Origin of the sequence: Paenibacillus glycinis (assembly GCF_009909185.1) — a bacterium.
Lineage (GTDB): Bacteria > Bacillota > Bacilli > Paenibacillales > Paenibacillaceae > Paenibacillus_Z > Paenibacillus_Z glycinis.
Window position 1 is genome coordinate 469,365 of sequence record NZ_JAAAMV010000001.1, and the last position, 20,368, is coordinate 489,732.

The 20,368-nt window shown below is 58.4% G+C and carries 27 protein-coding genes; 5 read left to right on the forward strand and 22 right to left on the reverse strand.

Annotated elements, in window-relative coordinates; genetic code table 11:
• Positions 1-10 precede the first annotated feature (10 nt).
• From folD to GT019_RS02285, 16 genes are all read right to left on the reverse strand, one after another.
• The gene (gene folD, locus GT019_RS02210) at positions 11-871 is read right to left on the reverse strand and encodes a bifunctional methylenetetrahydrofolate dehydrogenase/methenyltetrahydrofolate cyclohydrolase FolD (protein ID WP_161740727.1); all 861 of its coding nucleotides are present in this window, start codon (positions 869-871) and stop codon (positions 11-13) included.
• 99 nt (positions 872-970) lie between these two features.
• Positions 971-1,423 (reverse strand): transcription antitermination factor NusB, encoded by a 453-nt coding sequence (gene nusB / locus GT019_RS02215; protein WP_161740729.1) that lies wholly within the window; start codon positions 1,421-1,423, stop codon positions 971-973.
• 198 nt (positions 1,424-1,621) lie between these two features.
• Entirely contained in the window at positions 1,622-1,852 is a 231-nt protein-coding gene (locus tag GT019_RS02220; RefSeq protein ID WP_407945056.1) for a DUF2273 domain-containing protein, read from the reverse strand.
• Between the two features lie 11 nt (positions 1,853-1,863).
• Positions 1,864-2,427, reverse strand: coding sequence for an alkaline shock response membrane anchor protein AmaP (amaP, locus tag GT019_RS02225; RefSeq protein ID WP_161740733.1), 564 nt, complete (start codon positions 2,425-2,427; stop codon positions 1,864-1,866).
• 185 nt (positions 2,428-2,612) lie between these two features.
• Entirely contained in the window at positions 2,613-3,020 is a 408-nt protein-coding gene (locus GT019_RS02230; RefSeq protein ID WP_161740735.1) for an Asp23/Gls24 family envelope stress response protein, read from the reverse strand.
• 126 nt (positions 3,021-3,146) lie between these two features.
• The gene (accC, locus tag GT019_RS02235; protein WP_161740737.1) at positions 3,147-4,517 is read right to left on the reverse strand and encodes an acetyl-CoA carboxylase biotin carboxylase subunit; all 1,371 of its coding nucleotides are present in this window, start codon (positions 4,515-4,517) and stop codon (positions 3,147-3,149) included.
• Positions 4,518-4,571: 54 nt separating this feature from the next.
• Positions 4,572-5,054, reverse strand: coding sequence for an acetyl-CoA carboxylase biotin carboxyl carrier protein (gene accB, locus GT019_RS02240; RefSeq protein WP_161740739.1), 483 nt, complete (start codon positions 5,052-5,054; stop codon positions 4,572-4,574).
• Positions 5,055-5,284: 230 nt separating this feature from the next.
• Positions 5,285-6,025 carry a SpoIIIAH-like family protein gene (locus GT019_RS02245; RefSeq protein WP_161740741.1) on the reverse strand — a complete coding sequence of 247 codons (741 nt, stop codon included), beginning with the start codon at positions 6,023-6,025 and terminating at the stop codon, positions 5,285-5,287.
• 36 nt (positions 6,026-6,061) lie between these two features.
• Entirely contained in the window at positions 6,062-6,715 is a 654-nt protein-coding gene (spoIIIAG, locus tag GT019_RS02250; protein WP_161740743.1) for a stage III sporulation protein AG, read from the reverse strand.
• 18 nt (positions 6,716-6,733) lie between these two features.
• On the reverse strand, positions 6,734-7,459 hold the full coding sequence (gene spoIIIAF / locus GT019_RS02255; RefSeq protein ID WP_161740745.1) for a stage III sporulation protein AF: 726 nt from the start codon (positions 7,457-7,459) through the stop codon (positions 6,734-6,736).
• 22 nt (positions 7,460-7,481) lie between these two features.
• Positions 7,482-8,735: a stage III sporulation protein AE gene (gene spoIIIAE, locus GT019_RS02260; RefSeq protein WP_161740747.1), complete on the reverse strand. Its 1,254-nt coding sequence runs from the start codon at positions 8,733-8,735 to the stop codon at positions 7,482-7,484.
• A gap of 20 nt (positions 8,736-8,755) precedes the next feature.
• Complete coding sequence (gene spoIIIAD, locus GT019_RS02265; RefSeq protein WP_161740749.1) at positions 8,756-9,151, reverse strand: stage III sporulation protein AD; 396 nt, start codon at positions 9,149-9,151, stop codon at positions 8,756-8,758.
• 41 nt (positions 9,152-9,192) lie between these two features.
• A complete protein-coding gene (gene spoIIIAC / locus GT019_RS02270) occupies positions 9,193-9,396 on the reverse strand; it encodes a stage III sporulation protein AC (protein WP_161740751.1) in 204 nt (67 codons plus the stop codon).
• A gap of 15 nt (positions 9,397-9,411) precedes the next feature.
• Positions 9,412-9,930 carry a stage III sporulation protein SpoIIIAB gene (spoIIIAB, locus tag GT019_RS02275; protein WP_161740753.1) on the reverse strand — a complete coding sequence of 173 codons (519 nt, stop codon included), beginning with the start codon at positions 9,928-9,930 and terminating at the stop codon, positions 9,412-9,414.
• Positions 9,923-10,933, reverse strand: coding sequence for a stage III sporulation protein AA (gene spoIIIAA, locus GT019_RS02280; protein WP_161740755.1), 1,011 nt, complete (start codon positions 10,931-10,933; stop codon positions 9,923-9,925). The genes spoIIIAB and spoIIIAA overlap by 8 nt, the downstream gene beginning before the upstream one ends.
• A 122-nt stretch (positions 10,934-11,055) precedes the next feature.
• A complete protein-coding gene (locus GT019_RS02285; RefSeq protein WP_161740758.1) occupies positions 11,056-11,322 on the reverse strand; it encodes a YqhV family protein in 267 nt (88 codons plus the stop codon).
• Positions 11,323-11,620: 298 nt separating this feature from the next.
• On the opposite strand from GT019_RS02285, the gene comA reads away from it, so the two are divergent.
• The 3 genes from comA to GT019_RS02300 all read left to right on the forward strand — a co-directional run bounded on the left by comA (position 11,621) and on the right by GT019_RS02300 (position 13,944).
• Positions 11,621-12,466: a phosphosulfolactate synthase gene (gene comA / locus GT019_RS02290; RefSeq protein ID WP_161740760.1), complete on the forward strand. Its 846-nt coding sequence runs from the start codon at positions 11,621-11,623 to the stop codon at positions 12,464-12,466.
• A gap of 211 nt (positions 12,467-12,677) precedes the next feature.
• Complete coding sequence (locus tag GT019_RS02295) at positions 12,678-13,382, forward strand: 2-phosphosulfolactate phosphatase (protein WP_161740762.1); 705 nt, start codon at positions 12,678-12,680, stop codon at positions 13,380-13,382.
• A gap of 97 nt (positions 13,383-13,479) precedes the next feature.
• Entirely contained in the window at positions 13,480-13,944 is a 465-nt protein-coding gene (locus tag GT019_RS02300) for a DUF441 domain-containing protein (RefSeq protein ID WP_161740764.1), read from the forward strand.
• A gap of 124 nt (positions 13,945-14,068) precedes the next feature.
• Here the strand turns inward: GT019_RS02300 and GT019_RS02305 are convergent, their stop codons facing one another.
• The 5 genes from GT019_RS02305 to GT019_RS02325 form a co-directional block, all read right to left on the reverse strand.
• The gene (locus tag GT019_RS02305; protein ID WP_161740766.1) at positions 14,069-15,322 is read right to left on the reverse strand and encodes an aspartate kinase; all 1,254 of its coding nucleotides are present in this window, start codon (positions 15,320-15,322) and stop codon (positions 14,069-14,071) included.
• Positions 15,323-15,481: 159 nt separating this feature from the next.
• Complete coding sequence (gene efp, locus GT019_RS02310; RefSeq protein ID WP_161740768.1) at positions 15,482-16,039, reverse strand: elongation factor P; 558 nt, start codon at positions 16,037-16,039, stop codon at positions 15,482-15,484.
• Positions 16,040-16,112: 73 nt separating this feature from the next.
• Positions 16,113-17,189: a M24 family metallopeptidase gene (locus GT019_RS02315; protein ID WP_161740769.1), complete on the reverse strand. Its 1,077-nt coding sequence runs from the start codon at positions 17,187-17,189 to the stop codon at positions 16,113-16,115.
• A gap of 4 nt (positions 17,190-17,193) precedes the next feature.
• Positions 17,194-17,643 carry a type II 3-dehydroquinate dehydratase gene (gene aroQ / locus GT019_RS02320; protein ID WP_161740771.1) on the reverse strand — a complete coding sequence of 150 codons (450 nt, stop codon included), beginning with the start codon at positions 17,641-17,643 and terminating at the stop codon, positions 17,194-17,196.
• Positions 17,644-17,727: 84 nt separating this feature from the next.
• A complete protein-coding gene (locus GT019_RS02325) occupies positions 17,728-18,252 on the reverse strand; it encodes a YqhR family membrane protein (protein WP_235946598.1) in 525 nt (174 codons plus the stop codon).
• A 194-nt stretch (positions 18,253-18,446) separates the two neighbouring features.
• On the opposite strand from GT019_RS02325, the gene GT019_RS02330 reads away from it, so the two are divergent.
• Positions 18,447-19,391, forward strand: a complete 945-nt coding sequence (locus GT019_RS02330) for a DUF1385 domain-containing protein (RefSeq protein WP_235946599.1) — start codon at positions 18,447-18,449, stop codon at positions 19,389-19,391.
• Between the two features lie 51 nt (positions 19,392-19,442).
• A complete protein-coding gene (locus GT019_RS02335) occupies positions 19,443-19,751 on the forward strand; it encodes a hypothetical protein (RefSeq protein ID WP_161740775.1) in 309 nt (102 codons plus the stop codon).
• A 77-nt stretch (positions 19,752-19,828) separates the two neighbouring features.
• Here GT019_RS02335 and mntR read toward each other — a convergent pair whose 3' ends face one another.
• The gene (mntR, locus tag GT019_RS02340) at positions 19,829-20,257 is read right to left on the reverse strand and encodes a transcriptional regulator MntR (RefSeq protein ID WP_161740777.1); all 429 of its coding nucleotides are present in this window, start codon (positions 20,255-20,257) and stop codon (positions 19,829-19,831) included.
• Between the last annotated feature and the right edge of the window lie 111 nt (positions 20,258-20,368).

A 20,368-nucleotide genomic window follows, 5' to 3' on the forward strand; every position in this document is an offset into this window, starting at 1 on the left:
GGTACGGCAATCACTCCTTCACTGCGTGTTGCTGCTTCGCCGCCTTGAGCGTGTTTTGCATCAGCATCGTGATCGTCATCGGGCCCACGCCGCCCGGAACCGGCGTGATGTAACCGGCAGTCTCCAGCACGTCTTCATAATTCACGTCGCCTGCAAGCTTGCCGCTCTCGAGACGGTTGATGCCGACGTCGACAACCACGGCGCCCGGCTTGACGAACTCGCGGCCGATGGCGTTGGCCTTGCCGATCGCGACGACGAGAATATCCGCCGTGCGCGCGATATCCGCCATTTGGGCCGTGCGCGAATGACAGATCGTTACGGTCGCATGCTCGCGAAGCAGCAGCATGGAGACGGGTTTGCCGACGATGTTGCTGCGGCCGATGACAACGGCATGCTTGCCCGCGATGTCAATGCCCGTCCGTTTGATCAGCTCGATGACGCCGGCTGGCGTGCAGGGCAGCAAGCTGTCGTCGCCGATGACCAGGTTGCCTACGCTGACCGGGTGAAAACCGTCCACGTCCTTGGCCGCGCTGATGGCGTCGATGACCGCTTTCTCGTCGATATGCTTCGGCAGCGGAAGCTGCACGAGAATGCCGTGAATGCTGCTTTGACGATTAAGCCGGTCGATCAGGGCAAGGAGATCTCCTTGCGTCGTCTCGGCCGGAAGCTTGTGGACTTCGGAATAGAAACCCAGCTGCTGGCATGCTTTTTCTTTGCTTCCCACGTACACTTTCGATGCCGGATCTTCGCCGACAAGCACGACGGCCAGGCCCGGAACGATGCCCTGCGCAGCCAGCTTCGCCGCTTCCTCGGCGATTTCGATCCGGATGGCGTCGGAAATTGCTTTCCCTTCAATACGATGTGCGGTCACTTCGATCACTCCTAGTTATAAACGCCTCGAGGGGCTTAATTATCGGAAGCCCCTTACGCCTGCGGCTGCAAGGGGCTTATCGGAATCGCGGTGCAAAACCTACGCTTTCGGCTTGAGCTCGTCCAGCGCCTGCAGCAGCCGTCCGAGCACGCCGTTGACGAATTTGCCGGATTCGTCGGTGCCGAAATGCTTCGCCAGCTCGATCGCTTCGTTGATGATCGCCTTCGGCGGCGCGTCGTCCCTGAATACCAGCTCGTAACAGGCAAGCCGTAATATTTGACGATCCACGCGCGAAAGCCGATCCACCTGCCAGCCCGTCAAGTAGTGCTGCAGCATGTCGTCGATCGCTGCCTTATGTTCCACGACGCCTTGCAGTAGGCTCCGGATATACTCGTCAATCTTGCCGACGTCCGCCGCGTCCGCTTCGATTTCGTTCTCCGCGTGCACCTCGTCCACCAGCATGTCGACCGCGGACGCCGTCGTCGCTTCTTCGTTCATTTCCATTTGGTACAAGCTTTGTACCACGATTTCCCGTGCTAGCCTTCGTTTCATGTGTCCTCCTGACCGTTCCTCGAAAATTCCTGTATCAAGCGAATCGGCTCGCACCCCTGGGGTGCGACCCGATCCATTCCGGAGAAACCCAAACTCGGCATAAGGAACGCTTATCCGAGATCGGATTTCAAAAAATATGATCTCCTCCCTGCCCCGAACAGATGCCGCGTTGTCCGGGGTACGGAGGAGACCATAGTGCTATTTGAACGGCCGCCAGCGCTCCGTCAACCACTCCACCAGCTGCTGCCAGGGAATGATCGGGCCCTTCTGCTCGTCCTTCATTTTGCCAATCGCGTAGCCGACCCAAAGCAATAAACCGAAAAACAGCATATCCCAAAATCCTACGATGAAATAAAGAAGGCCCAGAATGATACCCACCGAGATACCGGCGATCCGTCCACCGTAGGTCGTCCAGATTTCCCTCCACATCGGCATCACCCCTATTCTACACGGCTTTTAAAGTTCGCGGTTTGGATGATGTTGGCCACGAAGACGGAAACGTTCGCCACGGGAATGCCCGTAATTTCCTCCACGTGGGACTTGACCGCGCGCTGAATATCCTCGGTCAGCGTCGGAATGGAGCTCTCTCCGTCCGCGATGGCACGCAGCGATACTTCGATACCCGATTCGCCGATGCGGATCCGCGCTTTCAAATCCTTCACGCCGCGCTGGCGCGCGGCCGCCTTGAGCGCCAAATTCTCGACCGTATCCAGCGAAATGCGAATGTCGCCGAATTCCGTGCGTTGGTCAATGGAAGGCGCGGACGCGTTGCTCCGCCGAAGCGAGACGTAGAAGAAGCGAAGGCTGATCAAGAAAACGACTGCCGCTACCGTGACGACGGTCAGCTGCAGCCAACGCATGTCGCCGCTGTACAAATTATGTACGAGATTGCCCAGCCATTCTTCCGGGAACCAATAAACCCCGGCGCAGAACGCGATGGCCGCCGCCACCCCGATCGCCAGGCTATATAGGAATAACAGCAGCTTGTCCAACATTCTAATCAACGACAGATGCCTCCTTGGGACGATTACGAAGAAACGGCTCATGCCGTCCTTACGTTGGGCGGAGCAAGATAAGCCGAGCGTGAAACAAAACCGAAATTTTCTTGTATTCCTAGATAAAACCCCCTAGCGCCGAGCGGCAAGCCCAACCACTAGGGGGTATGAGTCATTCATTTCCACGAGAACGATTATTTTACCCGAAGCTGAGCCTCTTCCAATTCCTGCTTCTCCGTCAGTTTGAAATGAACGTCATGGATATGAACGTTTACTTCGACGACATGAAGACCGGTCATGGTTTCAATGGCGCGCTTAACGTTGCGTTGAATGTCCGAAGCGATCTCCGGTATCCGGTTGCCGTATTCCACGATAATGGAAACGTCAACGGCCGCTTCGCGCTGCCCGACTTCGACTTTAACGCCCTTCGACAAGTTTTTGCGACCCAGAAGCTCGGCAATGCCGCCGGCGAACCCGCCGCTCATGCCCGCTACGCCTTGTACCTCGATTGTCGCAAGACCAGCAATGATTTCGATGACTTCGGGTGCGATTTGAATAGTGCCCATGTCCGTTCTCTCATAGTCCGCTGCCAGCGTACTCATGGTTATCCTACACCTCCCGTAAAGTAGCGTGCCTTCAGCCGCCAGCCGATAGCTTATCCGCTTCTTATTCCTATACTATAGCATTCTGGCGGAAATATGACAAACCGTGCAGGACTTGTTTCCCGCCTACTCCAACGAGAATTCCTCGGGGTTGTTGATATCGTGTTCCTCAAGGAATTTGATATCGAAATTGCCCTTCAGGAACATCGGATGATTGAGCAGCTTCATATGAAACGGAATGGTGGTGCGGATGCCGTCGACCGCGAATTCCGAGAGCGCCCGCTTCATGCGCGCGATGGCATCGTCCCGCGTGGCTCCCCATACGATCAGCTTCGCGATCATAGAATCATAGTGCGGCGATATCGTGTAGCCGGGATAAGCCCCGCTGTCCACGCGAACGCCCAAACCGCCCGGCGCCAGATAAAAGTCGATCTTGCCCGGGGACGGCATGAAGCCGCGTTCGGAATCCTCGGCGTTGATCCGGCACTCGATCGCCCAGCCGTTGATCTTCAGATCCTCCTGCGCGAAGGACAACGGATTGCCCTCGGCCACGGAAATCATCTCTTTGATCAAATCGACGTTCGTGATCATCTCGGTGACGGGATGCTCGACCTGAATCCGCGTGTTCATCTCCATGAAGTAGAAATTGCCGTCCGGACCGAGGAGAAACTCGAGCGTGCCCGCTCCGGAATAGTTCACGGCCTGCGCGGCGCGGACCGCAGCCTGTCCCATGCGCTCGCGGAGCGCCGGGCTAAGAACCGGACAAGGCGCTTCTTCAAGCAGCTTCTGTCTGCGGCGCTGGATGGAGCAGTCGCGCTCGAACAGATGGACGGCATTGCCGTGCTTGTCGGCCATGATTTGAATCTCGACGTGCTTCATGCCGGTCAAGTATTTCTCGAGATAGACGCCGGCGTTGCCGAACGCTTTCTGCGCTTCCTGCTGCGCCGTCGATATCTGGGAAATCAGCGATTCCTCGTTCTCGGCGATCCGAATTCCCTTGCCGCCGCCGCCGGCCGTCGCTTTGATGATGACCGGATAGCCGATCTCGCGCGCGACGCGGATGGCGTCGTCCATGTCCTCGACCAAGCCGTCGGAGCCCGGAATGATCGGCACGTCCGCTTCTTTCATCGTCGATTTGGCGACGGATTTATCGCCCATCTTGCTGATCGCTTGCGGCGACGGGCCGATGAAGGTTACGCCGCACGATTCGCAGATCTCCGCGAAGTCGGCATTTTCCGCCAGGAAGCCGTAGCCGGGGTGAATCGCGTCGCAATTGGTCAGCGTGGCCACGCTCATGATATTGGTCAGGTTCAAATAGCTGTCCTTGGAAGCGACGGGACCGATGCAATAGGCTTCGTCCGCCAGGCGAACGTGAAGCGATTCGCGGTCGGCTTCGGAATAAACGGCTACCGTCTCGATGCCCAGCTCGCGACAGGCGCGTATGATTCGAACGGCGATTTCGCCGCGGTTCGCGATCAGGATTTTATTGAATTTCACGGTTAAAAGCTCCTCTCGTGTCCGTTGTTTCCGGTTCGTTCCGCAGCGGGCGGATTATTCCGGCTTGACAAGGAACAACGGCTGCCCGAACTCGACCAGTTGTCCATTCTCGACGAGGATCTCGACGATCTCGCCGCGCACTTCCGCTTCCAGCTCGTTCATCAGCTTCATCGCTTCGAGAATGCAGACGATCGACTTGTCGTTGATGCGGTCGCCCACGTTCACGAACGGAGGCTTGTCCGGCGAGGACGCGCGGTAGAACGTGCCGACCATCGGCGATTTGATCTCGTGGTAGTTGTTCGCCGGAGCCGCTTGCGGCGCGGGAGCGGCCTGAACGGGAGCCTGCGCCTCCGCTTGGGTTTGGGGAGCCTGCGTATATGTAGTAACGAAAGGCGCGCTTTGCGAGACGTTCACCACTTCCGTCTTGCCGGGCTTGCGGATCATCAGACGTGCGCCGTCGTTTTCGATTTCGAGCTCATGGACCGAAGTCCCGTCGACCAGCTTGATCAATTCTTTAATCTCGCTCAGTTTAAACATCGTTTCACTCCTATAAGTTTTTGCATCCCCACTGCGGGACGCTGCTTGATCGCTTTAATGTAAGCGCTGTGTTAGCAACCGCGAAAAAACGGTGCAAATTTCCAAACCTGCACATAGCAAACCTTATTATAGCATAAATGCGTCAGAACACGAAGCGCATTTTTGACCCGCGCGAATTGGAAAAAAGCCCCGGCACCGCGTATTCCGGCACCGGGGCCCGCCATGGCGGCTTACTTCACGTACTGGATCGTCAATTGATCCGGCGACAGGCCCAGCTCCTCGATCGCCATCGTCAGGATGCTGTCCGCCTGGCTCCGTTCGAGCTTGTCGCTTTGCACGACGATCTTGTAGCGGTCGCCGCCGGCATCCGGCACCACGGCCGCGTTGCCGAATTGATTGGACAGCTCTTCTTCCAGCCCCGTGATCTTCGTGTTCTTGTCCTCGAGCAGATCGAGCTGTTCGAGCACGGTGGTGGCTTCGTCCTTGTCGCTGAGCTTCGTGTCGGACACTTTGCCCATCAACGAATTGTATTCTTCGTTGTACGATTCGTCGCGCTGCTCCTGAAGCTGGCTGAACACGCTCGTCGCCACGCCGCCGGCCTCTTCGAGTTCCTTCAGCACTTCCTCGTCGGTTTTGGTCGCGTCCGCGTTGCCGGCCGCGGCGTCTCCCCCGTTATCCGCGGCATTCGCCGCATCCGCCGACGCGTTGCCGGCGTTGTTCGCGGCGGCGTCGCCGGCAGCGTTGCCCGCGTCGTCGCCGGTCACTTCGTTCGCGATGATCGCGTCGTCGCCCGCTTCCGTTCCGGAAGCTTCGGTGGCATCGCTCGCCGCGCCTTGCTGCTTCGTGCCGTCCGTCGTCACGATATCGTTCGACGGCGTGCTGACGTCTTCCGTGAAGAGGTAGTATGCCGACAAAACCACCATCAAGCTGAGCATCGATACGAGCCAAATCGTTTGCCTTTTGTTATTCATTCTTGTACAGCCTCCCTTTTCATTATCCCAGTGGGTTTATTGTTGCTTGCGGGGAATAACCGAGATTCGGTTGACCGCAACGTTGAGACCCTTCTCCACGGCGTCGATGATAAGCCTGCGCACCGTTCCGTTCTCCGCGCCCTGCGCCACGATGAGCACGCCCCTGATTTTGGGTTGAATCCGCTTGACGATGATCGGCGCGCTGTCGCCATTCGTATCGTAAAGGACGACGTGTCCTTCTTTCGTAATCGACGTGATGCTCCGCTTGCCGCCGTTCTTGTCCGTTTCGTTCGTGATCTGCTGCGCTTCCTTCTCGTCGATTTGAACGACGGACTCTTCCGTGGAATCGACCATGACCATGACCTCCACCGGCCCGACGCCCACGATGGTTTCCAGGATCTCCTTCAGCCGGCTCTCGAGCGGCTGCTCGATGGCATCGAAGGGGCTGCCGCCGGATTTGATTCCCCCCGAGGCGGGTTGGTCGCCGGAACCGCCCGGCTGCGCTTGCCCCTGATCCTGCCCTTGCGCCTGTTCCTGCGGAACCTCCTGAAAATGAAGGAACGAATTCATCAGCATCAGCGCGGCTCCGATGCCGCCGATGACCAGCAGCCAGCGCAGCGTCCGGACCCGTTTCGGGCCTCCGTTTCCTTTGCCGAGCGTCGACTCCAGCCCGTCCAGCCATTTGGCCAACGTCGTTCTCCCCTTTCCCTATCGCGCGGAAGCCGCGGCCGGCGCCGGCTCCAGTACTTCTACCGCGGCCGGATTGACGGACCAGCCTTCCCGCAGCACCGATTGGACCGCGCCCGCGATCGTTGCCGACGCGGGCCGGTACGCGCCTCCGTCTCCATCGTTCGGTGTCGCGTCCGACGAAGGCGTTACGTCGACCTGTACGGCTTGCACCTCGTCTACCGGCGCCGCGTTCGGTCCGGTGCCGCCGTCGGCGGCGGTCCCTTCGTCCGGCGGCGCTTGTTCCGCCGGGACAAGCGTGACTGTTACGCCGCTCAATTGGACGGGCTGTCCGCTGCGGTCCGCCGTCATCTTCACGTCGACGGCCGCCACCTTGAGGCCGGTGGACTGTTCGATGCCCGTCTTCATCGCTTCGGCGATCCGCTGCTCGGCAAGCGCGGAAGCGGAAGCCGCTTCCTTCTGCTTCAGCGCTTTGGCATCCTCCTGGATGTCCTGCAGCGTCGGCATGCGGAGATCCTTCGACGAATCGGCGTTGATCCATTCCTCTACCTGCGCGTCCAGCTTGGCGCTGAAATCGCCCTGCAGCACCCGGATGATCGGCGTAAGGATCGTCAGCAGAATGATCAAGCCCGCGACCAGCCGGACGTACCGCTGCATGCCCTTGTTCGGCAGGAGGAGATCGATGAACCCCGCCAGCAGCACCACCGCTATGATTTGCTGCAGCCAGACGGCCAGCCAATTCAACATCTCATCGCCTCCGCTCACTCCGCTACTTCATCATCACCGCCGCGTTGCCTGCCGTCAGGATGATCGTGATGGCCAGGAAGAACATGAGCCCGACCGCGGCCAGCGCGGCGAAGACATAGATGAGCGTTTTGCCGATCGTCTGCAGGCAGCCTACGATAGGACTGTCGCCGAGCGGCTGCATGACGGCCGCGGCCACGTTGTAGATCAATGCCAGCGTGATGATTTTGACGGCGGGAAAGGCGCACAGGAACAAGATAATGACGACGCCCGAGAGGCCGATGGCGTTCTTCACGAGCAGCGATGCCGACATGACCGTGTCCGCCGCGTCGGAGAAGGTGCGGCCGATGACCGGCACGAAGTTGCCCGTCACGAATTTGGCCGTCCGCATCGTCACGCCGTCCGTCACCGAGCCCGTGGCTCCTTGCACCGAAATCACGCCGAGGAATACCGTCAGCATGACGCCCATCAGCCCGACCGCGAAATTCCGGAGCACGTTGGCCAGCTGGGTGACTTTGAACCTGTCCGACAACGAGCTGGCGATATGAAGCACGGCCGAGAAGAACAGCAGCGGGAAGACCAGCGTGTAAATGACGGTGCCGACGGCATGGATCATGAACACGATCAGCGGATGCAGCACCGATACCGTGACGACGCTTCCCATGGTCGCCAGCAGCGTCAGCAGCAGCGGCACCATCGCCATCATGAATTGGATCATGCCGGTAATGGCATCCTTCGCGTAGCCGATGGCGACGTTGAAGCTGTTGACGGCCAGCACGATCATCACCATGTACGTGATGCTGTAGGCCACCTTGCTGACGGTATTGCGCTCGAAGGCCGTCTGCATCGTCTCCAGCATCAGGCTGAACACCGTCAAAATGACGATCGTGACCAGCAGCTTTCCGTTGTAAAGCACCTCATGGAGCACGTACTTCAGCAATCCCGACAGCACCGTCGTCAGCTTCAAGCCTTTGCCGCCGGGCATGATCATCTCCACGAAGCTCGGCACGTCGTTGTCGGGAAAGAAACCGCCGTAATCGCTCATCAGCTTGTTCCAATACGTTTCCACCGTATCCGTGTCGATGCCGTTCATCTGCTCGTCCGATAATTGCTTGTCGACGGCGACCGCGCCGTCCTCCGCGGCCGGCTCGGCTGCGGCGGCATCCGCCTGCCGCCCGGCGCCAAGCGCCGAGCCGCCCGATGGATCCGCCGATACGCCCGCGGGGAGGAACAGAAGCAGTCCCCAGCAAAGCAGGGCCGGCAGGACCAAACAACGCATGACGCGCTGCCGCATAATCTTCAACTCCCCATCGGCAGTAAGCCTAATACGGTTTCGACGATGACGCTGATGATGGGCACGGCCAGGACAAGAATCAGAATTTTGCCGGCGAACTCGATCTTGGACGCGATGCTCTCCTGGCCGGCGTCCCGGACGATCTGGGAGCCGAATTCCGCGATATACGCGATGCCGATGATTTTGAGCACCGTCTTCAAGTAGATCGAAGGGATGCCGGACCGGTCCGCGAGCTGCTCCAGCACGCCGATGACGGTTTCGATTTTCCCGATGACGAACAGGAAGATGAACAATCCCGTGAACGCCGCGAGCAGAAAGGCGAACATCGGCTTCTGTTCGCGCACGACGAGCACGAGCACGGTGGAGACGAGTCCAAGGCCGACAATCTGGATGATTTCCAATCCTTACTCACCCGCCTCGCGATCGATCGTATGCGCCGTCTTCATTGAAACAAGAAGATCGTTTTGATTTCCGTGAACAGGTCGTTCAAAAGCCGGATGACCATGAACAAGACGACGACAAAGCCGATCAGCGTAACCCAATGCGCCATGTCTTCCTTGCCCATCTGCTTCAGCACGGTATGGATCATAGCCGTAATGATGCCGATTCCGGCGATTTGAAATATGGCGCTGACATCAATGTTCATGCATACGGCACCCCACTAAAGAATCAAAATGACGATAAGCGCCGCCGTGAGAACGCCCAAGCTTCGCCACATTTTCACGTACCGCACGCCATCGAGCCGCGCCGCGTCCTCTTCGAAATGCAGCTGCTGCACGGCAAGCTTCAGATGCTTCATCTGATCCTCGCGGTCGCTGATGCCGAGATTATGGCCCAGGCGGATCAGCGCCGTTTGTTCCGGCTGCCGCATCGCCGTATGCGGCCAAGCGTCCACTACCGCGGCTTCCCAGCTCTCCCGGAAGGTGAGCTCTCCGCCGCCCGCCAGCCGGCCGTTCACCGCCCGCAGCAACGAGGCCGCCGGCTCGGGCACATGCGCCGCGCACCTGGCGATCGCTTCCGGCAGCGGCGTGAAGCCGTAGCCGATCTCGGTTTCCAATCGCTGCAGCGCATGGATCAGCTGGCGGATCTGATTCGGGCGGGCGGCGTAGCGCGCCGCTTGCAGCCAGCCGATCATGGCGCCGGCGAACAGGATAAGCGCCGCCCCGATGAGCTTAACCATGCCCTCCGCCTCCTTTCGACGCTGTCGGCTCGCGGGCCGCCGGCGCCCGGAATGCCCCCGATACCGGGAAGACCCGCGCGGTCAGCCCGCCTCCGCCGCGCTGCAGCTGCGCGCAGAGCCGGAAGGCGCCGGCCTCCAGCAGCTTCCCGAGAACGGGACGGGCACGGGCGTCTTCGAGATCCAGCGCATGGGCCGTCGCGATGACCGCGACCCCGGCATGGCTGGCATCGAGGATGGCCGCGGCATCCTCGTCGCGGCCGATCTCGTCCACGATGAGGATGTCCGGCGACAGGGAGCGAAGCATCATCATCATGCCTTCCGCCTTGGGACAAGCGTCCAGCACGTCGGTGCGGGGACCGACGTCGAAGGTCGGCACGCCCCTGACGCACGCCGCGATTTCCGAGCGCTCGTCGATGATCCCGACTTTCCTGCCGGGCCAGCCGTTCGCCGACGGATGACCCCAATCTCCGCTGCTCGCCGCCCGCGCCAGATCCCGCACGAATGTCGTTTTCCCTTGCTGCGGCGGGGCGACGACGAGCGTGGACAGCAGCGTCTGCCGCTTATGGTCCAGCAGCTTGGGCAGCAGGCCGGCCGCCGCGCCGACCACTTCCCGCGCGATCCGCACGTTGAATGCCGCAATATCGCGGATGCCGCGGACGCTGCCGCCTTCGAGCACGGTTCGGCCGGCCAGTCCGATCCGATGGCCGCCGGCGACGGTGATGTACCCGCGCCGCAGTTCTTCCTCCATGGCGTACAAGGAATGGTTCGTGACCCGCTCCAGCAGCTTGCGGCAAACCTCCGCGGACGGCTTGTACGCTCCTTCCGGATGCGCTAGCGGCTGACCGGTCCGCGACAGAAACCAGAATCCCCGCGACGTGCCGATTTCCAGCGGCCGGTTCTCGCGGATGCGGATCTCTTCTACCTCTTCTTTCAATGATTCCGGTAATCGGCTCACCACTTCGGCAAGCTCGGCAGGCAGTAAATGCTGCACTCCTTTAAGCATCCGGCATTCCCTCCCGGCTTTCGATCTTGGCTGCCTTGCGGCTTTCCTGCTAGATTGCTAGAGTGATGGACTGTCCATCTTTGTTCCCATTGTATGCGGACAAGCCGCCGCATATGCCTAATCTACTTTTTGAGCGCCCCTATCAAAATGCACGCCACGCCGCCGACGATCCAGAGCATTTTGCCGAACGACAGTTTATCCGACAGACCGACAAGCCCGATCGTCGTCGTCGAAATCAGCACGAGCGGCCCCACCAGCGCCAGCGAAGAGTTCACCACGAGCGCCTTGTCGATCTGATTCAGACGCAGCATGAGGAGCGCCGCCATGATTTCGAGCGTCCCGGAGAACATGCGAATCGTCGCCATGCTGAGTACGATTTTGTTAAGCATGCCAATCCCTCTTTTCCGATTTGATGCTGAACCGACGCGGCTGCCATAGCAATTCCGCTCTAGTACAATCTATGCGGGCCTGTCTCTCTTTCATTCGTATAAAATGGGCGCCTGCCGGACACCCTTCGCACCGTCTCTGGGCGCACTGCATATATTGCTCGGGTGGCAAGAAGAAAGGGCTGGCGCCTTCCTTGCAAAAGGCGGAGCGAGCTTCTTCCCTCATGAATCTCGGGCAAAGCAGCCGAACTTGTCCGCTTGCCGGGAACTCAAGGATACGAATGGATAGCGAGGAGATCGAATGAAATCAATTTCTCAGGCGGCTTGGCCTGCCGCATTGCAGGATCCGAGCGGCCAACGCGAAACGCCGGGCGGACCGGAAGCGCAGCGAAAAACCGGCCGCGGGCAAACGATGGTCATCGACAAAGGACTGGGACGACATGCGTTCGCCGATCTGATGGAAACGGCAGCCGGTTATATCGATTGCGTTAAATTCGGTTTCGGAACGGCGCCGCTCTATCCAACGGACCTGCTGCTTGCCAAAATCGAGCTGGCCAAACGCTGCGGGCTGACCGTCATGCCCGGGGGAACGCTGCTCGAAACGGCGGTCCAACAGAACGTCGTGCCCGTGTTTTTCAGCACGGTGTGCCGACTCGGCTTTAACGGAATCGAAGTCTCCGACGGCACGATCGAGCTCGATCGAAAGCTTCGCACCGAGCTCATTCAGGAAGGCATCCGCAATGGCCTGAAGGTCGTCACGGAGTACGGGAAAAAGCTGACGGGCTCGCTCGTCGACGCCAACGAACTGCTGCTCACGGCGGAAGTGGATTGGTGGGCCGGGGCGGACATGGTGACGATCGAAGCCAGGGAATCCGGCGTCGGGGTCGGCCTGTTCGACCGCAACGGCGATTGCGCGCAAAGCGTGCTTGAATCCGTCAGCGCCACGCTCGGCGATATCAGCCGAATCATGTGGGAGACGCCGCTGAAGCAGCAGCAGGTGCTGCTGCTGAAGACGTTCGGCGCCGACGCGAATCTCGGCAACATTCAGCCATCGGAGGTCCTCTCCCTGGAGACGATGAGGCGCGGCCTGCGTTCGGATACGTTTCATTTCGGAGAGCGGGTCGAACCGTTCGTGTATATGATTTAAAGGCTTATACAAGAAGATCGACCTGCGGTCGGGATGGGTCTCCAATCGCTGTTGTAGTCGGATTTATTTGAATTGAAAATTATCAAATGGTATAAATCCGACTACAAAGGCGAACGCTGACGCTTTTCCGACTCCACCCCGACTCTCCGGTCATAGTCTTACAAACCCTTTAAATCTGTGTAATAGCAATAAGGAAGGAAGCGTTAGAAGGATGCAAATCGAAGTTATCTCCAGCGTCAACGAGGCGCAGGCCGACCGGTTCGCGCACCGGACGGTCATCGTCATCGACGTGCTCCGCGCCACGAGCACGATCGTCGCCGCGCTCGAAGCGGGAGCCGCCGGTATCATGCCCGTCGAGACCGTGTTGGAAGCGCGGGCGCTGCAGTGCAGCGGCCATCTGTTGGCGGGCGAGCGGTTTTGCCGCAAGATCCCCGGGTTCGACCTCGGCAATTCGCCGGAAGAATTCACGGCGGACCTCGTGCGCGGCCAGCGCATCGTGCTGACGACCACGAACGGAACCCGGGCGCTGCACAAGGCGATGCGCGCCGATTACGTGCTGGCCGGCTGCCTGAACAACGCCGCCGCCTGCGCGCAGTCCGCTGCCGAGCTGCGCCGGGACATCGTGCTGCTCTGCGCGGGCAGCCACAATGAATTCGCGCTGGAAGACGGTCTGTGCGCCGGCCTGATCATCGGCGAGCTACAGGGAATCAGTCCCTCCGCGGTCGAGATGAACGATCTCGGCGCCGCGATGCTCGGCTTGTTCAAAAGCAGCGACGGCAAGCTGCGCGAGCTGCTGCTCGGCAGTACGACCGGCCGCAGGCTGATGAAGAACGGCAGCGTACGGGACGTGGATCACTGCTGCCGGGTCAGCGTCAGTTCCATCGTGCCGCGGCTGCAGGGCGACATGCTCGCCTGACGATAGACATAACGGGAAGGCTTGTTCCATACAATGGAGTATGGACGCTCCATCAACTGCATGGAGGCGGTGACAACGATTGAAGGGGTCAACAAGCATGAGCGGGGAAGTCGTACTAGTCGTGCTGATCATTATCGGGTTAATCGGCCGCTCCCCGATTATTTCGACGGCAGCCTGCGTGTTATTGGTTGTGAAGCTGATTCATCTGGAGCGGTTTCTGCCGACCATCGAACGAAGAGGCTTGGAGCTCGGCCTGCTGTTCTTGACCTTCAGCGTGCTCGTCCCCTTCGCATCGGAAAAGATCAGCACCAAGGACATACTCGGCGTCGTCACCTCTTGGCCGGGCATATTGGCCTTGACGGGAGGCGCCATCGCCACCTTCGTCAACGGGAAAGGACTCGAGATGCTGAAACTCGATCCGCAGCTGATCGTCGGACTCGTGATCGGCTCGATCTTCGGGATCGTCTTTCTCCGGGGCATTCCGGTCGGCCCGCTGATGGCTGCCGGCATCACCGCGATTTTGTTCAAGCTGTTCAGCTTCATCGGCAGCCGGTTCTTTTAAGGCTAAGGCGGCTTGACGTGGCGCAAGCACAAAGAAGCCTCCGTCCGCGACGAACGCGGGCCGGAGGCTTCTTTAATGCTTAAATTCTTCATGCATATCTTGAACAACGAGGCCGGCGAAAGGATTAACGCCGATCCTGCGGGCCGCCGACGAAGACTTGCTCCGCCGTATCCAATCCGTAAGCGCTGTGAAGCGCGCGTACGACATCCTGCGCGCGTTCCGCCGCAATGATCACGGACAAGCGAATCTCGGACGTGGTCACCATTTTGATGCTGATGCCGAGGTCGTAGATCGCCTTGAACATTTTCGCGGCGACGCCGGGGTTGCTGACCATGCCCGCGCCCACGATGGAGACTTTCACGAGGTTCTCCTCCGAGGTGACTTCGCGGTAAGGCACTTCCTCGCGAATGCTTTCGACGACGCCGATCGCTTTTTCCTTGTCGGTCAACGAGATCGTAAAGGCAAAGTCGGCTTTGCCTTCCTGCGTGCCGCTTTGCACGATGATGTCGACGTCGATCCCGTTCGACGCGAGCGCGCCGAACACCTTGGCGAGCACGCCGGGGATGTCTTTCACACCCAGAATGCTGATGCGCGCCACGTTTTTGTCATAGGCAATGCCGCGAACGACCATTCCTTGTTCCATAACCGCTTCCTCCTTTACGCTCGTGCCTTCGTTTTGCGTAAAACTGGAACGCACAACGAGCTTTACGTTATAGTTTTTGGCATATTCGACCGCGCGCGGATGAAGCACGGCCGCACCCAAATTCGCCAATTCGAGCATTTCGTCGTACGAAATCTCGTCGAGCTTCCGCGCGCACTTCACGATTCGGGGATCGGTGGAGTAGATGCCGTCCACGTCGGTATAAATTTCGCAGACGTCCGCATTGATCGCGGCCGCGAGCGCCACGGCCGTCGTATCGGAACCGCCGCGGCCGAGCGTCGTGATCTCGCCCTCATCCGTCGCGCCCTGGAAGCCGGCGACGATGACCGCATGCCCGCTCTCGATCGCGTCGAAGATCCGCTTCGGCTGAATGTCGGTAATGCGGGCTTTGCCGTGCACGGACTCCGTCTCGATGCCTGCCTGCCAGCCGGTCAGCGACATCGCTTTATAGCCGAGCGCGTCGATCGTCATCGACAGCAGCGCGACCGATATTTGTTCGCCTACCGTCAGCAGCATATCCATCTCGCGTGCCGGCGGATTGGCGTTCAGAAGCTTGGATTGATCGATCAGATCGTCCGTCGTATCTCCCATGGCCGAAACGACGACAACGACGTCGTGACCAGCCTCTTTATTATCGGCAATTCGCCTTGCAACCCGCTGCATCCGCTCTGTCGAGCCTACGGAGCTGCCGCCGAACTTCATTACTATCAACGACACCGCTCATCCACTCCCACGAAAGTTCTAGTGTAAAAGTCATAGGTTGTAATGTTTCATCAAAACAAGATTATAGCATACCCGTGCTGTTTTGAATACGACAAAAACCGCCTAGCCTTGGCGGCCAAGCGGTTTTCGGGCGTTGCCCGCGAGCTGTAGGGGCTACGCGCGGGAGATATAATGTCCGTCGCGCGTATCGATCAGCAGAACGTCGCCTTCGTTGATGAAGAGCGGCACTTGTACGTTCAGCCCGGTTTCGAGCGTCGCGTTCTTCGTTGCGCCTTGCGCCGTGTTTCCTTTGACGCCCGGCTCGGTTTCCGTGACTTTCAGATCGACGCTGTTCGGCAGCTGGATGCCGAGGATTTCGCTGTTGTAGCTGGAAATGTTCACGGTCATGTTTTCTTTCAGGAAGTTGATCTCCCACTCCAGTTGATCTTTGTCGAGCGTGAACTGGTCGTAGGTTTCGTTATCCATGAAGGAGTACTCCGAACCGGAGTTGTACAGATATTGAACGGCACGGTTCTCGATGTTCGCTTTGCCGATGTTTTCGCCGGCGCGGAACGTTCTTTCGACCGTGTTGCCGTTGCGGAGGTTCTTCAGCTTGGAACGCACGAATGCCGCGCCTTTGCCCGGTTTAACGTGCTGAAAATCGATTACGGTAAAAATATCGCCGTCCACTTCGACGGTTACGCCTGTTTTAAAATCATTTACTGAAATCACTGCAGATTCCTCCTAGAATTGGTTGCCAATCGCTCGTTCGCGGCCGGCAGGTCAGATTTGATTTAAGTTTAACTCATTCCAAAATAAACAAGGTTTTCGGAGATGAGGTTAACAATGAAATTCCGTCGGCGGTGATGACGATGTCGTCCTCGATGCGGACGCCGCCGAAGCCCGGCAGGTAAATCCCCGGTTCGACCGTCACGGTCATGCCGGGTTCGAGCACGGTCGTGCCCGCTTTCGAAACCCGCGGCGCCTCGTGAATTTCCATGCCGAGGCCATGCCCCGTGCCATGGCCGAATTTGTCGCCGTAGCCGTATCGCGTGATGATGTCGCGCGCGATCGCGTCGGCTTCCTTGCCCGTCATGCCGGGCTTGATGCCCGCCAGCGTCGCAAGCTGGGCTTCCAGGACGATGTCGTAGATTTCGCGGTGGCGGTCCGTCGGCTTGCCGACGACGACCGTTCGCGTAATGTCCGAGCAATAGCCGTTGTAGTACGCGCCGAAATCAAGCTTCACGAATTCGTTCAAGCCGATGACGCGGTCGCTCGCGACGCCGTGCGGCAGCGCGGAACGCTCGCCCGACGCGACGATCGTGTCGAACGACGTCGAGGTTGCGCCTTTGCGCCGCATGAACGTTTCCATCTCGAGCGCCACGTCGCTCTCGCGCAGGCCCGGTTTAATAAAGGAAAGCATATACTCGAACGTCTCGTCCGCCAACCGGCAAGCGTCCCGCATGATCGCAAGCTCGGACTCGTCCTTGTACATCCGCAGTGCTTCGATCACGCCCGATACCGGCACAAGCTCGATCGCGCCGTCCAATTCCTCGCGCCAAGCGGCGTACTCGCTGAACACGACGGTGTCTTGCTCGAAGGCCAACTTCTTGACGCCCGCCGATACGGCAAGCTCCTTCACGGTTTCGATCCATTTGGGCGCGTGCTCCACGACGGTGAAGTCGACCGCCTGTTGAGGCGCCTGCGTCATATACCGGAAGTCGGTCAACAGCCAGCTGTCGCTCTGCGAAATCAGCAAGACGCCGGAAGAACCGGTAAATCCGCTTATGTATCTGCGGTTCACGGCGTTCGTGACGAGAATCGCGTCCGCGCCGAGATGCCCCAGTTTCTCTCTCAAGCCCGCTATGCGTGCCGTCGTCATTCCATCACCCTTTTTCCTTATCGTTGAGATGCTGTACGAGCGCGGTCAGTCCAAGCACGTAGCTCTGGACCCCGAATCCGGCGATTTGGCCAAGCGCCGCCGGCGCGATAACCGATACGTGGCGGAAAGCCTCGCGTTTATGGATGTTCGAGATATGCACTTCGACGACCGGCAAGCCTACGCTGCCGAACGCGTCGCGCAGCGCGTAGCTGTAATGCGTGAATGCGCCCGGATTGATGACGATGCCGTCTTCCGTCCCGTATGCCTCATGAATGCGGTCGATAAGCGCGCCTTCGTGGTTGGACTGGAAGAACGATACGCGAATGCCTAATTCGTCCGCCTTCCGCTGCACCAGCGCTTCGATGGCCGGCAGCGACATCGAGCCGTAAACGCCTGGCTCGCGGATGCCGAGCATATTGAGATTCGGCCCGTTCAATACAAGAATCGAAGTCATTGAGAAGCCCTCCCGGCGCATAGATCATTAGCCATTCTACCACAAAGACCTATGCTTTGAGAAGTGCCGGGGCGGCCGGCCCTTCTAGTGCGCGCCCGCCGGTTCGCGGGATGCTTCGTCCGTATATTCGAAGGCGATCGTGTAGCCGATAAACAGGCCCCAGACGAGGAACAACGCGCATTCCGTGAAGATCGTATCGTAGCCGATTTTGGTGATCGGCTGGAACAATCCCAGCGCCGGACCCGCCAGCGGGAACAGCACCGCCCACCAAAACAAGCCGTAAAACAACCCCGGCCATGGCCCGGCGATCCGGCCGAGCAGCAGCTTGTACAGCAGCGCGGCCAGAATCGAAAAGACGATAAAAAAGCCGATGCCGAGCAGATGTCCCCAGCTCGTCTTCAGGAACGACTGCCGGAAGAACGGATCCGCCAGGAATCCCGGAAGCACTTTCGTGAAATGAATGATGTACAGCAGCCAGCGCACGAGTCCCCATATCAAGCCGGCAAAAAAGCCCAGCTGCAGGCAGTAAAAGAAAGGGTTCGTATTGGTCGTTCCGTTGTACTCGGTTCGATTTGCTTGCTGTTTCCGGTCCTTCGGCGAGTTGCGCATCGACATTCCTCCGTTGATCAAACATCAGTTTAGGGAGCCTGCATTTAGTATGCGCAGCGGAACGGTCTCCAAATCCATCCGGGCGCGCCCGGTAAAGGATCCCGCTCGCAATGTCGCGTAGAATCAAGTACAATGAGAGAGAAATCTGTTTTTACTAGAGAACCTACGTCAACCTAAAGGATGGTGATTCGCCCTTGTCGCAAAGCACGCAAAACATTTATGGCGGACAGGCCGTCATTGAGGGCGTCATGTTTGCGGGAAAAAACGCGAACGTTACCGCAGTGCGCCGCAAAAATAACGAAATCAAGTTCTACGAAGTCCCGCGCAAAACGACGCCTTGGATTCAAAAGCTGAAGAAAATTCCGCTCGTCCGCGGCGTTGTCGCCATTCTCGAATCGAGCGCGAAGGGTTCGCAGCATCTGAATTTCTCCATGGAATCGTACGCGGAGGACGAGCTCGAGGACGATAAGGACGGGTCGATCGCCAAATCGCAAGAAAAAGAAAAAAAAGGCTGGAGCCTCAGCATGATCGTCGGCGTGGCCGTCGCGGGAATCATTTCCTTCATCGTCGGTAAATTAGTGTTTACCGTCGTGCCCGCTTTGATCGAACAATTGATCTTTGGACATGCGTTCAAGAATATAATAGTACACAACCTGCTGGAAGGAATCATCAAGATCCTGTTCCTTCTCTCGTATCTATACATCATCTCGCTTACGCCGCTGATCAAGCGTCTCTTCCAATATCACGGCGCGGAGCATAAAGTAATAAGCGCTTACGAAGCGGGAGCGGAGCTTACCGTCTCGAACGTCCAACGTTTTACCCGGCTTCATTATCGCTGCGGAAGCAGCTTTATCGTGTTTTCCGTGCTCGTCGGCATCGTCGTGTATTCTTTCTTTCATTGGGATTCGCTGTGGGAACGAGTATATCTGCGCGTTCTTCTGTTGCCGGTCGTCCTCGGATTCTCCTATGAAGCGCTCCGTTTCACGAACGCGCTGCGGGACCTGCCGGTGCTTCGCTTCCTCGGCTATCCCGGCCTGTGGCTGCAGAAGCTGACGACGAAAGAGCCCACGGACGAACAGGTCGCGGTCTCCATCGCTTCGTTCAACCGCGTGCTGGAATTGGATCGGCAGCATTCGTAATCGCTAAGAGCTTCAAACAACCTTGATTCGGGAAGGAAGGGTGAGCGCGTCATGCCTCGTAAACTGAGTCTGCCAACCATCATCATCCTATCGCTTGTCGTCATCGGCCTTGTTTCGCAAACGATCAGCAATCCCTATCAGCTTCTTATTCCGGTCGCTGTCTTCGGCGTGATTTACTTGCTCTACAAGTTTCCGCCGGGGGCTGCCGCCGCAAAAGCGAAAGCGAAACCGCATCAGCGGTATAAAGCAAGCGCTCGCAAAGACCAACAGCAGGCCGGCCGAACCAAAACCCGCAAGAACATGCCGTTCCGCGTGATCGAAGGCGGCAAGGACGACGATGACTTGCCTAAGTATCATTGAAAGGCGTTAACGACGAAGAAGGGGCTTTCCAAGGGCCGCATGGTGACATGCGTCTTTGGAAAGCCCCTTCTTCTTTGTCATGCTTCTTCGGTGTTCAGTTCGGAGTGGATGGATTTAAACGCTTCCAGTCTCTCTGGTTCTCTCCGAAAAAACTCCACCAGCGTCTCGATGCACGTAATGGAATCCCAACTCAAGTGATGCTCGATTCCCTCGACATCCTTGTAGATGTTCTCTTCCTGCACGCCGATCACGGTCAGGAACGATTCCAGCAGATGATGGCGCTCCATCAGCCGCTTGCCCATTTTCTTCCCCTTGTTGGTCAGCACGAGACCGCGATACTTCTCGTAGATCAAATACTGGTCCTTATCCAGCTTCTGAATCATCTTCGTGACGGAAGACGGATGCACTTCCAATCCTTCCGCGATATCGGAGACACGGGCATAGCCCTTCTCATCGATCAATTTATAAATCCGTTCCAGATAATCCTCCATACTCGGAGTCGGCATTAAACAACCTCCATTTCACCAGCATCCCGTACGTACGGATTCCCTGCGCGCGGCAGGATGCCAGCAGCTTCGCCGTCCGCGCTCACTCTTAGTATCATACACTGCCTGCCC

What these genes read in the sequence shown, in the direction of transcription:
- spoIIIAF (WP_161740745.1), bottom strand. Translation starts at nt 7,459, where the DNA reads ATGTTGAATTGGCTGGCCGTCTGGCTGCAGCAAATCATAGCGGTGGTG.
- comA (WP_161740760.1), top strand. Translation starts at nt 11,621, where the DNA reads ATGAAATCAATTTCTCAGGCGGCTTGGCCTGCCGCATTGCAGGATCCG.
- GT019_RS02315 (WP_161740769.1), bottom strand. Translation starts at nt 17,189, where the DNA reads ATGACGACGGCACGCATAGCGGGCTTGAGAGAGAAACTGGGGCATCTC.
- spoIIIAC (WP_161740751.1), bottom strand. Translation starts at nt 9,396, where the DNA reads ATGAACATTGATGTCAGCGCCATATTTCAAATCGCCGGAATCGGCATC.
- GT019_RS02325 (WP_235946598.1), bottom strand. Translation starts at nt 18,252, where the DNA reads ATGCGCAACTCGCCGAAGGACCGGAAACAGCAAGCAAATCGAACCGAG.
- spoIIIAA (WP_161740755.1), bottom strand. Translation starts at nt 10,933, where the DNA reads ATGCTTAAAGGAGTGCAGCATTTACTGCCTGCCGAGCTTGCCGAAGTG.
- GT019_RS02295 (WP_161740762.1), top strand. Translation starts at nt 12,678, where the DNA reads ATGCAAATCGAAGTTATCTCCAGCGTCAACGAGGCGCAGGCCGACCGG.
- mntR (WP_161740777.1), bottom strand. Translation starts at nt 20,257, where the DNA reads ATGCCGACTCCGAGTATGGAGGATTATCTGGAACGGATTTATAAATTG.
- aroQ (WP_161740771.1), bottom strand. Translation starts at nt 17,643, where the DNA reads ATGACTTCGATTCTTGTATTGAACGGGCCGAATCTCAATATGCTCGGC.
- spoIIIAB (WP_161740753.1), bottom strand. Translation starts at nt 9,930, where the DNA reads ATGGTTAAGCTCATCGGGGCGGCGCTTATCCTGTTCGCCGGCGCCATG.
- accB (WP_161740739.1), bottom strand. Translation starts at nt 5,054, where the DNA reads ATGTTTAAACTGAGCGAGATTAAAGAATTGATCAAGCTGGTCGACGGG.
- GT019_RS02230 (WP_161740735.1), bottom strand. Translation starts at nt 3,020, where the DNA reads ATGAGTACGCTGGCAGCGGACTATGAGAGAACGGACATGGGCACTATT.
- spoIIIAE (WP_161740747.1), bottom strand. Translation starts at nt 8,735, where the DNA reads ATGCGTTGTTTGGTCCTGCCGGCCCTGCTTTGCTGGGGACTGCTTCTG.
- nusB (WP_161740729.1), bottom strand. Translation starts at nt 1,423, where the DNA reads ATGAAACGAAGGCTAGCACGGGAAATCGTGGTACAAAGCTTGTACCAA.
- GT019_RS02245 (WP_161740741.1), bottom strand. Translation starts at nt 6,025, where the DNA reads ATGAATAACAAAAGGCAAACGATTTGGCTCGTATCGATGCTCAGCTTG.
- GT019_RS02285 (WP_161740758.1), bottom strand. Translation starts at nt 11,322, where the DNA reads ATGCTTAACAAAATCGTACTCAGCATGGCGACGATTCGCATGTTCTCC.
- GT019_RS02220 (WP_407945056.1), bottom strand. Translation starts at nt 1,852, where the DNA reads ATGTGGAGGGAAATCTGGACGACCTACGGTGGACGGATCGCCGGTATC.
- GT019_RS02335 (WP_161740775.1), top strand. Translation starts at nt 19,443, where the DNA reads ATGCCTCGTAAACTGAGTCTGCCAACCATCATCATCCTATCGCTTGTC.
- GT019_RS02300 (WP_161740764.1), top strand. Translation starts at nt 13,480, where the DNA reads ATGAGCGGGGAAGTCGTACTAGTCGTGCTGATCATTATCGGGTTAATC.